Source organism: Terrabacter sp. LjRoot27 (assembly GCF_964254175.1).
GTDB lineage: Bacteria > Actinomycetota > Actinomycetes > Actinomycetales > Dermatophilaceae > Terrabacter.
On sequence record NZ_CAXUSS020000001.1, the window covers coordinates 2,067,044 to 2,079,491 of the forward strand.

13 protein-coding genes are annotated in these 12,448 nt (G+C 70.1%); 6 read left to right on the plus strand and 7 right to left on the minus strand.

The features are described 5' to 3' along the window. Positions 1 to 69: 69 nt before the first annotated feature. From erpA to aat, 3 genes are all read left to right on the plus strand, one after another. Positions 70 to 447, plus strand: coding sequence for an iron-sulfur cluster insertion protein ErpA (gene erpA, locus ACSQ2D_RS09700; RefSeq protein WP_020145450.1), 378 nt, complete (start codon positions 70 to 72; stop codon positions 445 to 447). A gap of 120 nt (positions 448 to 567) precedes the next feature. Further along, positions 568 to 1,554 (plus strand): carbohydrate kinase family protein, encoded by a 987-nt coding sequence (locus ACSQ2D_RS09705; protein ID WP_435985747.1) that lies wholly within the window; start codon positions 568 to 570, stop codon positions 1,552 to 1,554. A gap of 78 nt (positions 1,555 to 1,632) precedes the next feature. Beyond that, positions 1,633 to 2,307, plus strand: a complete 675-nt coding sequence (gene aat, locus ACSQ2D_RS09710) for a leucyl/phenylalanyl-tRNA--protein transferase (RefSeq protein ID WP_435985748.1) — start codon at positions 1,633 to 1,635, stop codon at positions 2,305 to 2,307. Here the strand turns inward: aat and ACSQ2D_RS09715 are convergent. Further along, complete coding sequence (locus ACSQ2D_RS09715) at positions 2,276 to 2,533, minus strand: sulfurtransferase TusA family protein (protein ID WP_435985749.1); 258 nt, start codon at positions 2,531 to 2,533, stop codon at positions 2,276 to 2,278. The two genes, aat and ACSQ2D_RS09715, sit on opposite strands and share 32 nt — an antisense overlap. Continuing rightward, on the minus strand, positions 2,530 to 3,675 hold the full coding sequence (locus ACSQ2D_RS09720) for a cysteine desulfurase family protein (RefSeq protein ID WP_435987840.1): 1,146 nt from the start codon (positions 3,673 to 3,675) through the stop codon (positions 2,530 to 2,532). Before ACSQ2D_RS09720 ends, ACSQ2D_RS09715 begins: the two co-directional genes overlap by 4 nt. Before the next feature lie 343 nt (positions 3,676 to 4,018). On the opposite strand from ACSQ2D_RS09720, the gene ctaC reads away from it, so the two are divergent. The 3 genes from ctaC to ACSQ2D_RS09735 are packed head-to-tail and all read left to right on the plus strand — an operon-like array spanning position 4,019 to position 7,130. After that, positions 4,019 to 4,945 carry an aa3-type cytochrome oxidase subunit II gene (gene ctaC / locus ACSQ2D_RS09725; RefSeq protein WP_435985750.1) on the plus strand — a complete coding sequence of 309 codons (927 nt, stop codon included), beginning with the start codon at positions 4,019 to 4,021 and terminating at the stop codon, positions 4,943 to 4,945. Next, positions 4,945 to 6,723, plus strand: a complete 1,779-nt coding sequence (gene ctaD, locus ACSQ2D_RS09730; RefSeq protein WP_435985751.1) for an aa3-type cytochrome oxidase subunit I — start codon at positions 4,945 to 4,947, stop codon at positions 6,721 to 6,723. The genes ctaC and ctaD overlap by 1 nt, the downstream gene beginning before the upstream one ends. Positions 6,724 to 6,728: 5 nt before the next feature. Then, positions 6,729 to 7,130: a cytochrome c oxidase subunit 4 gene (locus ACSQ2D_RS09735; RefSeq protein ID WP_435985752.1), complete on the plus strand. Its 402-nt coding sequence runs from the start codon at positions 6,729 to 6,731 to the stop codon at positions 7,128 to 7,130. A gap of 69 nt (positions 7,131 to 7,199) precedes the next feature. Here the strand turns inward: ACSQ2D_RS09735 and ACSQ2D_RS09740 are convergent, their stop codons facing one another. From ACSQ2D_RS09740 to qcrA, 5 genes are all read right to left on the minus strand, one after another. Further along, positions 7,200 to 8,057 carry an NAD-dependent epimerase/dehydratase family protein gene (locus tag ACSQ2D_RS09740; protein ID WP_435985753.1) on the minus strand — a complete coding sequence of 286 codons (858 nt, stop codon included), beginning with the start codon at positions 8,055 to 8,057 and terminating at the stop codon, positions 7,200 to 7,202. 287 nt (positions 8,058 to 8,344) lie between these two features. Beyond that, positions 8,345 to 8,695 (minus strand): metallopeptidase family protein, encoded by a 351-nt coding sequence (locus ACSQ2D_RS09745; RefSeq protein ID WP_435985754.1) that lies wholly within the window; start codon positions 8,693 to 8,695, stop codon positions 8,345 to 8,347. Between the two features lie 82 nt (positions 8,696 to 8,777). Further along, a complete protein-coding gene (locus ACSQ2D_RS09750; RefSeq protein ID WP_435985755.1) occupies positions 8,778 to 9,374 on the minus strand; it encodes a DUF2231 domain-containing protein in 597 nt (198 codons plus the stop codon). Positions 9,375 to 9,549: 175 nt separating this feature from the next. Beyond that, a complete protein-coding gene (gene qcrB / locus ACSQ2D_RS09755; protein ID WP_435985756.1) occupies positions 9,550 to 11,313 on the minus strand; it encodes a cytochrome bc1 complex cytochrome b subunit in 1,764 nt (587 codons plus the stop codon). Beyond that, positions 11,310 to 12,419, minus strand: a complete 1,110-nt coding sequence (qcrA, locus tag ACSQ2D_RS09760) for a cytochrome bc1 complex Rieske iron-sulfur subunit (protein ID WP_435985757.1) — start codon at positions 12,417 to 12,419, stop codon at positions 11,310 to 11,312. The genes qcrB and qcrA overlap by 4 nt, the downstream gene beginning before the upstream one ends. Positions 12,420 to 12,448 lie beyond the last annotated feature (29 nt).

Here is a 12,448-nt window from a genome sequence, read left to right on the forward strand (position 1 = left end):
CGGGAACACATCCGGCGCGGCATGGGTTCTCACTTCCGACCCATGCTCCACGACGTGAAGGACCAACACATGAGTGTCGAGACGAACGCATCTCCCGCCGAGGTTCAGACCGAGGCTCCCGCCCACGGTGTCGTCCTGACGGACGTCGCGGCCACGAAGGTCAAGAGCCTGCTCGAGCAGGAGGGTCGTGACGACCTCCGTCTGCGCGTCGGTGTCCAGCCCGGCGGATGCTCGGGCCTGATCTACCAGCTCTACTTCGACGAGCGCAGCCTCGACGGTGACCTCGTCCGCGACTTCGACGGCGTCGAGGTCGTCGTCGACCGCATGAGCTCGCCCTACCTCGAGGGCGCGACGATCGACTTCGCCGACACCATCGAGAAGCAGGGCTTCACCATCGACAACCCCAACGCGGGCAGCAGCTGCGCCTGCGGCGACTCCTTCAGCTGAGCCGCCTGCGCCACGGCGCACACCGCACCGCACGTCCGAAGGGCCCGACCGTCACGGTCGGGCCCTTCGTGGTCCCCGGGTCGGCGTCGGCGACGCCGTGATCCCGGGTAGGTTCGTGCTGTGCAGATCGCCATCACCGGTTCCATCGCGACCGACCACCTCATGACCTTCGACGGACTCTTCGCCGACTCGCTCGTCGTCGAGCAGCTCGACAAGATCTCCCTGTCGTTCCTCACCTCGGACCTGCAGGTCCGACGGGGCGGGGTGGCCGCGAACATCGCGTTCGGCATGGCCAACCTCGGACAGCGCCCGCTGCTCGTCGGGGCGGTCGGTGAGGACTTCACCGACTACCGCAGCTGGCTCGAGCGCCACGGCGTCGACTGCGGCGCCGTGCACTACTCCGAGTCCCAGCACACGGCACGCTTCATCTGCACCACCGACCGCGACATGGCCCAGATCGCCACCTTCTACGCGGGCGCCATGACCGAGGCCCGTGACATCGAGCTCGCGCCGGTCGCCCAGCGCGTCGGCGGGCTCGACCTCGTCGTCGTCGGTGCCAACGACCCCGAGGCGATGCTGCGCCACTCCGACGAGTGCCGCTCGCGCGGCATCCCGTTCGCGGCGGACCCCTCGCAGCAGCTCGCCTTCTGCGACGGGCCGACCATCGCGCGCCTCATCGACGGCGCCGAGTACCTCTTCACCAACGAGTACGAGAGCCACCTCGCCTGCCAGAAGACCGGCTGGAGCGAGGACGAGCTCGCCGACCGGGTCCGCGTCCAGGTCAAGACCCGCGGCAAGGACGGCGTCACGGTGCGCGTGCGCGGCGAGGAGCCCGTCGAGGTCGGGATCGCCCGTGAGGTGCGCAAGGCCGACCCGACCGGTGTCGGCGACGCCTTCCGGGCGGGCTTCCTCACCGGGCTCGCGGCCGGGCTCCCCGTGAGGCGGTGCGCCGAGCTCGGCTCGATGCTCGCCACCTACGTCATCGAGACGATCGGGACGCAGGAGTACGCCCTGGGCAAGCAGCGCTTCCTCGAGCGGCTGGCAGACGCCTACGGTGCCGACTCCGCCGACGAGATCGGGCCCCACATCACCTGTCCACGGCCATGACGCCGTCGCCGGCCCGGCGCTGACGGTCACCACGAGCCGCTGAGCAGCCCACCCCCACGACAGCCGGGAGCCCCGTCAGTGCCCACGCCGCCGCCGCCCACCCCTTGGGACTTCGCGCTCGACCGCGTGCCCCCGGGGGAGGACCTCATCGGCATCGGCGCCGACCTCGACGTCGCGACGCTCTTCGAGGCGTACTCCGTCGGCGTGTTCCCGATGGGGATCGGCGACCACGGCGCCGAGCCGATCGGGTGGTGGTCACCGGACCCCCGGGGCATCCTGCGGCCGCGTGAGCTGCGGGTCAGCCGGTCGCTCCGCAAGGCCGTGGCCCGCTTCGAGGTGCGCGTCGACACCGACTTCCGCGCGGTCGTCGAGGCCTGCGCGGCACCCGACCGCGACGGTCGCTGGATCACGCCCGCGATCGTCGACGCCTACGTCGGGCTCCACGAGGCCGGGTGGGCCCACTCGGTCGAGACGTGGCTGGACGGCGAGCTCGTCGGCGGGCTCTACGGCGTGGCCATCGGCGGCCTCTTCGCGGGTGAGTCGATGTTCCACCACGAGCGCGACGCCTCGAAGGTCGCCCTCGTCGGCCTGCGCGACCTCCTCATCACCGACGGGGACCCGCGACGGCTCGTCGACGTGCAGTGGCAGACGCCGCACCTGGCCACGCTCGGCGTGCGTGAGGTCCCGCGCGACGAGTACCTCGCGATCCTGCCGACCGTCCTCAGGGCGCCCCTGCCGGCCTGCTGGGCCTGACGACCTCGACGACGTATGCCGTGTGGTCGCCCTCCGCGCGCGCCTCGACGAGGCGGTGGCCGCGCATCCGGCACCAGGCCGGGATGTCGTGGGCGGCGGCGGGGTCGGTGGCCAGCACCATGACGCTCGCGAGGTCGGGCCGGTCGCGGACGAGCCGGGCGAGGCGGATGACGGGCAGCGGACAGCGCTCCCCGCGCGCGTCGACGACGGCCGGGTCGTCGGTCACAGGTCCCCGACCCCGAGCTGGTCGCGCACGGCCCGGACGGTCGGTGCGATGGCGGCCGTGAACTCGCTGACGTCGTCGGCGAGCAAGGGGGAGACGGCGGGCAGGGGCAGCGTCACCCGGACGTTGCCGTGGGTCAGGACCCCCATCGCCGCGAGGACGTGGCTCGGCTCGAGCGTGCTCGACGTGCAGGCCGACCCGCTCGCCACGGCGAAGCCGGCCGTGTCGAGGGCGCCGACGACGGTCTCGCCGTCGACGTAGAGGCTGGAGAAGGTGACGACGTGGGGGAGCCGGTCGTCCGGATCACCGACGACGACCGTGTCAGGCACTGCGGACGCGGCTCGGCGGATGTCGTCGACGAGCGCGCGCGTCACCTGCCTGTCAGCCGGTCCGGTGGCCGACGTCTGCTGCCACGCCTCGGCCGCGGCGAGCGCCAGCGGCACCCACGGCGTGACGTCCGCGCGACCGTGCTCGACGTCGGCCCGGGCCTCCGACCAGTGCCAGCGCACGCCCTCGCGCACGACGAGCACGCCGAGCGGGGGCCCGCCCCACGAGCGTGCGTCACCGACGAGGACGTCCCAGTCGGCAGGCACGTCGTCGCGTCCGAGGGACGCCGTCGCGTCGACGACGAGGGGTGTGCCGTGGGCGGCGGCCGCGTCGCGAGCCGCGGCGAGGGGCTGACGGGTGCCCACCTCGCCGTTCGCGCTCTGCAACGCCGCGACGACGGTGCCCGGGACCGCCAGGGCGCTGCGCCACGCGTCGAGGTCGAGCCGACCCAGGGGGTCGACGGCGACCTCCGCGAAGAGGGACGCGTCGTCGGCCGCGGCCGCCCGGGCCCGGCCCGGCACGAGAACGGCGGAGTGCTCCACCGCGGAGGCCACGGTGCGCGCCCCACGCCGGCGGGCGGCATACGCCAGCCCGTCGACGGCCCGGGCCAGAGCGGTCGGCCCGCTGGGCAGGAAGCTCACCTCGCCGGGGCGGACCCCGAGGCCCGCGGCGACGATCTCACGGGACCGGTCGAGCAGGGCCCGGGCCCGGCGGCCCTCGGCGTGCAGGCGGGCGGGGTCGGCCCAGCCGACCTCGACCGCGGCCAGCAGGGTGTCGCGGGCGACGGGGTGGAGCGGGCCGGACGACGCGTCGAGCAGCCGCCGCGTGGCGGGCGAGCGGGGCGGCGTAGGTGCCGGCGCAGGTGCCGGCGCAGGGGCCGGCGCAGGAGCGCGCTGAGGGTCGCGCTGAGGGTCGCGCTGAGGGTCGCCGGGGAGCCCGCCGGGCGCCTGCTGGGAGCCTCCGGAAGGGGACGACGGGCCGGGTCCAACGTTCGTGCCCGGATCGTGACTGACCACGGCGCAACGTTAGCCGCCCCCTGCGGACACCGTCAGGAGTGGGACGGTAGGGTTGCGCCGTGGGCCTTTGCTGCCCAGACGGTTTGACGTGAACACGTTCGACGCGCGCCCTGCGCGCCCACGTACGGAACGAAAGGTGCACCTGGTGCCTGAGCACGAAGACACCCCAGCGGCGTCGCCGGTGGTGACGACGGTGGATGGTCGGACCGGGCGGCGACGCACGGGTCTGCGCATCGCCGGGATCGCCGGTATCGCGGCACTGGCCCTCAGCGGTTGCCAGGGACAGGTGTCCAACGGATACCTGCCCCCCGTGGTTTCCGACAGCGGCCAGCGGGTCACCGACCTCTGGATCGGCAGCTGGATCGCGGTCCTGGCCGTCGGCGCCGTCACGTGGGGCCTGATGCTCTATGCCGCCATCCGCTTCCGCAAGCGTCGGGGCGACGAGACCCTTCCCGTCCAGCTGCGCTACAACGTGCCGATGGAGATGCTCTACACGGTCATCCCCGTGTTCATGGTGGCCGTCTTCTTCTACTACACCGCGCGTGACGAGGCCCGCCTCGTCGACACGAGCACGAAGAAGGACCTCACGGTCAGCGTCGTCGCCAAGCAGTGGAGCTGGGACTTCAACTACGTCGACTCGAACGTCCACGAGACCGGTGTCCACACCGAGCTCGACGGCACCGAGGGCAAGCGGGCCCAGATGCCCGTGCTCTACCTGCCCGTCAACAAGCGCGTCGAGTTCGTCCTCAACGCCCGCGACGTCATCCACAGCTTCTGGGTCCCCGCGTTCATGATGAAGATGGACATGCTCCCGGGCAAGACCAACAAGTTCCAGCTCACGCCCACCCAGGTCGGCACCTTCCAGGGCAAGTGCGCCGAGCTCTGCGGCGCCTACCACTCGCAGATGCTCTTCATGGTCAAGGTCGTCCCGCAGGCCGAGTACGACCAGGAGATGGCCCGACTGAAGTCCATCGGCCAGGACGGCCTCATCCCCGTCGACGTCAGCCGCGAGAAGATGGTCCAGGCCGACATCGACAAGATCCCCGCACCGGCTCGCACTGGGAGCAACTGATGACCTCCGCAACGTACAACCGTGAGGCGCAGGCCCCGAGCATGACCGCCGCGGCCCGCCCGCGCCTGGCCAAGGGCCAGACGTTCGTCAAGTGGGTGACGACGACCGACCACAAGGTCATCGGCAACCTCTACTTCATCACGTCGTTCATCTTCTTCCTGCTCGGCGGGCTCATGGCCCTGCTCATCCGCGCCGAGCTCATCGCGCCCGGCCTGCAGGTCGTCGACAACCCCGAGCAGTACAACCAGCTCTTCACGATGCACGGCACGATCATGCTGCTGCTCTTCGCGACGCCGCTCTTCGCCGGCTTCGCCAACGCCGTGATGCCGCTGCAGATCGGTGCGCCCGACGTCGCGTTCCCGCGCCTCAACATGTTCGCGTACTGGCTCTACCTCTTCGGTGGCCTCATCGCGTCCGTCGGCTTCCTGACGCCTCAGGGCGCGGCCGCCTTCGGCTGGTTCGCCTACGCGCCGCTGTCCGACGTCAGCTACTCGCCCGGCGTCGGCGGTGACCTCTGGGTCTTCGGCCTCGCGCTCGGTGGTTTCGGCACGATCCTCGGCGCCGTCAACTTCATCACGACGATCATCTGCCTCCGCGCGCCCGGCATGACGATGTTCCGGATGCCGATCTTCACGTGGACCGTGCTCATCACGTCGCTGCTCGCGATCCTCGTCTTCCCGATCCTCGCGGCCGCGCTCTTCGCCCTCGGTGGTGACCGGCGCTTCGGGATGCACATCTTCGACGCCGAGAACGGTGGGGCCATGCTGTGGCAGCACCTGTTCTGGTTCTTCGGGCACCCAGAGGTCTACATCATCGCGCTGCCGTTCTTCGGCATCATCAGCGAGGTGCTGCCGGTCTTCTCGCGCAAGCCGATCTTCGGCTACAAGACCCTCGTCTTCGCCACGATCGCCATCGCGGCCCTGTCGGCGAGCGTCTGGGCGCACCACATGTACGTGACCGGGCAGGTACTCCTCCCGTTCTTCGCCGTCATGACGATGCTCATCGCCGTGCCGACCGGTGTGAAGTTCTTCAACTGGATCGGCACGATGTGGGGCGGCAAGGTCGTCATGGCCACCCCGATGCTGTGGTCGATGGGCTTCCTCGTCACCTTCCTCTTCGGTGGTCTGACCGGCATCATCCTGTCCAGCCCGGCGCTCGACTTCCACCTCTCCGACAGCTACTTCGTCGTCGCGCACTTCCACTACACCGTCTTCGGCACCGTGGTCTTCGCGATGTTCGCCGGCTACTACTTCTGGTGGCCCAAGCTGACCGGCCGGATGCTCGACGAGACGCTCGGCAAGATCCACTTCTGGATGCTCTTCATCGGCTTCCACATGACGTTCCTCATCCAGCACTGGCTCGGCGTCGAGGGCATGGCCCGTCGCTACGCCGACTACCTGCCGGAGGAGGGCTTCCAGCTCGCGAACATCGTCTCGAGCGTGGGTGCGTTCCTGCTCGGCGCCTCGATGATCCCGTTCGTCTACAACGTCTGGAAGACGTGGCGCACGGCCCCGCTCGTCGAGTCCGACGACCCGTGGGGCTACGGCGCGTCGCTCGAGTGGGCCACCTCGTGCCCGCCGCCGCGGCACAACTTCACGTCGCTGCCCCGCATCCGGTCCGAGCGTCCCGCGTTCGACCTGCACCACCCCGAGGCCGCTGCGGGCGTCGCGCCCGTCGCCGACCAGGGCACCCTCGTCCAGGTCATGGGCCCGGCCGACGTCGCCGGGTCCGAGAAGGCCACCGCCAGCCCTGCCAGCACCGAGAAGCGTGAGGACTGATCCCGATGCGTGTCGAGACCAAGCTCTTCCTCTACCTGTTCGTCTTCTTCGTCCCCGTCGTGCTCATGTACGGCTTCTGGTCCAAGTGGGAGGAGCCGATCGGCGTCACGGCGCTGATCCTCACCGCCCTGCTGTTCGCCCTGACCGGCTTCTACCTCTGGATGACCGGCAAGAAGCTGCCGCTGCGCCCCGAGGACAACGCCGCCGGTGAGATCGAGGACGCCGAGGGCAACTACGGCTACTTCGTCGCCAGCTCGTGGACGCCGCTGTGGCTCGCCGGCTCCGGCGCCATCATGTTCGCCGGTCTCGCGATCGGCTGGTGGCTCTTCATCATCGGCGCCGTGTTCGCGATCGTCGCCGTGTGCCTGTGGGTCTTCGAGTCCTTCTCCGGCGAGTACTCCATCTGATCGCCATCTGAACGTAGGAGGGCCCCGGTCGTCGACCGGGGCCCTTCGTCGTTGTCCTGCGGCAGCTCGTCAGGCCGGGAGCCCTTGGCGCCAGCCGTGTCGCGGCTCGAAGCCGATGAGGCGTCGGGCCAGGGCGTTGGACAGCAGGGTCTCGTGCCCCGCGAGCTCGCCCCGGATCTCGACGTCCGGGAAGACCTCGTGCATGAGGGCGGCACTCGGCGTCTCCATGATCGTGTCCTCGGCGGCGATGATGACGTTGACCGAGCCCGTCGTGTCGGCCTCCAGCGCGTTGCGGCACGAGGCGGCGGCGTCACGCACGTCGATGTAGCCCCAGAGGTTCCACATCCGGCTCCTCGCGTCTCCCTGGAAGGACGGGACGCGTCGGTAGTCCTCGTCGGTGAAGATGTTGGACAAGCGAAGCCCGACGAAGGGGATGCCGCTCCACGTGCTGATGTGCTCGGCCATCGTCTCGGAGAGCACCTTGGACAGGGCGTAGGTCGACTCCGGGTGCGGGTAGTGCGCCTCGTCGACCGGTGCGTAGCGCGGGGGAGTGTCGGGACCGAAGGCCAGGCCCAGGGTCGTCTCGCTCGAGGCCCACACGACCCTGCGCAGTCCGAGGGTCTGCGCGGCGAGGAAGACGTGCGCGTTCATCGTCGTGTTCTCGGTCAGGGTCCGTGCGGCAGGCCGCAGACCGGGAGCCGGGATGTTGGCCAGGTGCACGACCGCGTCCGCCCCGTCGAGGACGTCGACGACCTGCCCGTGGTCGGTGAGGTCTGCCCGGAGGTATGCCGTGTCGAGGCCGTCCGGTGGCGGCGTCCGGTCCGTGGCGGTGACCCGGTAGCCGTGCTCGAGCAGGTCGGCGACGGCGGCTCGCCCGGCCTTGCCGGCGGCCCCGGTCACGACGATGTGCTGCGGTGATGACGTCATCGCCCAACCCTAACGACGTGACCTCTGGAGCCGGACAGCGCGAAGGGGAAGGCCGTGGGCCTTCCCCTTCGATCCGACCCTGACCTTCACGGTCCGAGCGGCTCGCAGTGCGATCGTGTGGGAGAGAACATCTGACGCACCTCCATCCGATCGGTTGAACGGTTCCTCGACGGTATCTCCGGCCGGCTGCGACGTAAAGGGGCGCTCCGTGCGGGTCCGACAAACTGTCCCGGGTGCGAGACGGCACGCTGCGGGCGTGGCCGGGGACGGTGGGGATGTGGCGGACCTCAGCCCCAGCCCAGCTCGTGGAGGTGCTCGTCGTCGATGCCGAAGTGGTGGGCGACCTCGTGGACCACGGTGATGGCGATCTCCTCGCGCAGCTGGGCGGCGGTGTCGCACATGCGCTCCAACGGGCCCTGGAAGATCGTGATGCGGTCGGGGAGCGAGCCGGCATCCCACCAGCCGTCGCGCTCGGTCAGCGGCGTCCCGTCGTAGACGCCGAGCAGGTCGGGGTCGTCGGGCGGGGGCTCCTGCTCGACGAGCACGACGACGTTGTCCATCGCCCGCGCGAGCTCCTCGGGGATCGAGTCGAGGGCATCGCCCACGGCCTCCTCGAACTCCGCCTCGGACAGGTGCATGGGCCGAGTCTGTCACGACGCCGCGGAAGCGTTCCGGCCACCGCTGCCGCGGCTCACGGCGCGCAGCGCCACGCTCAGCGGCTCAGTCGTCGTCGCCGCCCCCGGCGGGCGCGGGGGTCTGCGACACGGAGTCGGACCACGCCGCCTGCGCGCCGCTGTGGCCGATGCGCACCACCTGGACGGTCGTGCCGAGCGCTGCGACGAGGCCCACGACGGCGCCGCCGACGAGGAGCCGGCGGGGCACGAGCGAGGCGCGAGCCGAGCCCTCGGTGGCGTCGGTGGCGTCGGTGGCGTCGGTGGCCCGGCCGGTCCGGCCGGATGGTGTCTCAGCGGCGGCGGTGCGGAGAGCGCGCCGCTCGCGCCGCGCCACGACGAGGAGCAGGACCGCCGCGACCGCGAGGCCGACGACCCAGGGCAGCAGGCCCTCTGCAAGCTCCGAGTGCGTCTCGATCAGGTCACTGCGCCCGACCCGGCGCTCGAGCGACTCGCCCGACTCGGTCGACAGGGGAGTGAGGACCACGGCGAGGACGGACAGCGCCAGGGGCATCCATCCGGCCCAGCGGCGGAAGCGGGGCCACACGGCCGCCAGCAGCACCGCGAGGGCAGCGGCCGGGACGACGACGGTCGTCGCGTGGACGACGAGCGGGTGGACGGGGAGACCGAAGATCGTGTCGAGCATGGACCTGCCTGTCGTTCGGGGACGGGTGCAGCCGTGCGCCCAGATGCTCTCGACGACATCTCAGAAAGTTCTCATAACGGGCGGGCCGGCCCAGAACCCGGCCCGAGACGCCGAGAGGGACCTCCCGCGGTGGGAGGTCCCTCTCGTGTCGTTCTCGCCGGACGGCGATCCGGCGTCAGCCGTGCTGCTTGTCCGCCTTGATCGTCTCGCGCTCCTGGCCGGCCCCTGCGGACTCGATGGCCTCGTGCGCACCGTCGGGTGCCGCCGCGTGGTCGTCGTGCTCGTGGTGGGCCGCCTCGAGCTCCGACGGGGTGGCCGGGGCGACGCGGTCGCGGAAGTAGAAGTTCGAGAACTTCGCGCGGAGGCGCTCCTTGCGGGCGATCGGGCTGTCGACGCCGTTGGCGTCCTTGCCCGCGGTGAGCTGGAGCGGCTCGAGGGACTCGTGCTGGACCAGGACCCAGCGCTCCTCGGGCGTGAGCGGGGCGTGGATCTCCTCGAACCGGCCGTCGGCGTGGCGCCAGATCGTGCCGGTCTCGCGACCGTGCAGCACCTTCTGGCGATCGGCACGCTGCAGGCTGAGGCAGATCCGCTTGGTGATCCAGAAGGCGACCGGCGGCGCCACGAAGAAGAGCACGCGCAGCGTCTGCGTGATGTCGTTGATCGACAGGTGCAGCTTGATCGCCATGAGGTCGTTGCCGGCGGCGAGGAAGAGCACGACGTACATCGAGATGCCGGCGATGCCGATGGCGGTGCGGGTCGGGGCGTTGCGCGGTCGGTCGAGCAGGTGGTGCTCGCGCTTGTCACCGGTCACCCAGGACTCGACGAACGGGTAGACGCCGATGATGGTCCACATCAGGGGCAGCAGGACGAGCGAGCCCGGGAAGATGTTCATGCTCCACGTGAAGCCGAACGTCTCGAACTCGAGGAAGCCGGGCAGCAGTCGCAGCGCGCCGTCGGCGAAGCCCATGTACCAGTCGGGCTGGGAGCCCGCGGTGATGGGGGAGGGGTCGTACGGACCGTAGGCCCAGATCGGGTTGATGGTCACGACGGCCGAGATGAGGGCGATGACGCCGAAGACGATGAAGAAGAAGCCGCCGGCCTTGGCGACGTACACCGGCAGGAGCGGGTAGCCGACGACGTTCTTGTTCGTGCGACCCGGTCCGGGGAACTGCGTGTGCTTGTGCAGGAACACGAGCAGGATGTGCGCCGTGAACAGGCCGACGAGGATCGCCGGGATGAGCAGCACGTGTGCCGAGTACAGGCGCGGGATGATCGCCTCGCCCGGGAACGCCCCACCGAAGATGAAGTACGACATGTAGGAGCCGATGACCGGCGCCGACTGGATGAAGCCGTTCATGGCGCGGATGCCCGTGCCCGAGAGCAGGTCGTCGGGGAGCGAGTAGCCGGCGAAGCCCTCGATGCAGGCCAGCAGCGACAGGATGGTGCCGAAGACCCAGTTGATCTCACGCGGCTTGCGGAAGGCACCGGTGAAGAAGACGCGGGCCATGTGGACGAAGACCGACACGACGAAGATCAGGGCGGCCCAGTGGTGGATCTGCCGGATGAGCAGACCGCCGCGGATGTCGAAGGAGATCGCGAGCGTCGAGCGGTAGGCGTCCGACATCGTCACGCCCTGGAGCGGGACGTACGAGCCGTCGTAGACGACCTGGCTGGCGCTGGGCACGAACCAGAACGTCAGGAACGCGCCGGTCAGCAGGCAGACGATCATCGAGTACATCGCGATCTCGCCGAGCATGAACGACCAGTGGTCGGGGAAGACCTTCTTGGCGAGGAAGGAGACGCCCTTCGCGCCACCGAGGCGGTCGTCCATCCAGCCCGCGATGCCGCCGAGCGGCTTGGTGGAGGAGGCGCGCTCGTCGGCCTGGCGGTCGCCGGCGCGGAGTGCGTCGGCGGGACGAGTCTCGTTGATGGTGCTCATCGCGCACGCTCCCAGAAGCTCGGTCCCACGGGCTCTGCGAAGCCTGCGGGGGCGACGAGGTATCCCGCGTCGTCGACGGTGATCTTGAGTTGCGGCAGCGGCCGCTTGGCCGGGCCGAAGATGACGGCGCAGTCCTCGGTGAGGTCGAAGGTCGACTGGTGGCACGGGCAGAGCAGGTGGTGCGTCTGCTGCTCGTACAGGCCGACCGCGCAGCCCACGTGGGTGCAGATCTTGGAGTAGGCGACGACGCCGTCGACGCCCCAGTCCTTGGCCTTCTGTACCTTGATCAGGTCGGGGTCGAGGCGGATGAGGATGACCGCCGCCTTGGCCTTGGCCTCGAGGACGTGCTTGCCCTCGTCGATGTACTTCTGGAGGGTCTCGGGCATCACGTGGAAGACCGAGCCGGACGTGACCTCGTCCAGACGGATGGGCGTCATCTCCGGGTCACGCATGAGCCGGATCGGCTTGCCGTCGTTGTCCTCCGGGTCCCAGATCGTGTGCTTGAGCTCCTCGATGGTGACCGGTCCGAGCGAGCCGGCGACCTGCAGGCCGAGGGGGAGGATGAAGAGGCCGAGCGCGCCGCCGAGGGAGTACTTGAGCAGCGGGCGACGGTTGAGCTGGGTGGACTCGACACCTTCGGCGACGACGGCGACGGCCTTGGCGCGCTGCTCGGGGGTCGAGGCCTGCTCGTGGCGTTCCTCGACGACCTCCTCGTCGGACATCAGCGTCTTGGCCCAGTGCACGGCGCCGATGCCGATGAGGAAGATCGAGAAGCCGAGCGAGAGGCCGAGGACGACGTTCTGCGTCTTGGCCAGGCCGACGCCGGGGAAGAAGAAGGTCGCCTCGTCGGGCACGGCGAAGTAGCTGACGACGAACACGAGCGTCGCGAGCATCGACAGCCCGAAGAGCGTCGCGACCTGGCGCTCGGCGCGCTTCGCGGCGGCGGGGTCGTCGTCGGCGGCACGGTGGACGTGCGGGGGAAGACCGGGGTTCTCGAACTGGTCGACGTCGGTGATCAGCGACGCCGGCAGCAGGTCGTGTCCGTCACTGGACGCCGGGACGAGAGACGTGCTCTTCCCGTGGTCCGTGGTCTCGTGGTCGTTCATCGGGTCGTGGTCCTGTCGTCGTTCGTGAT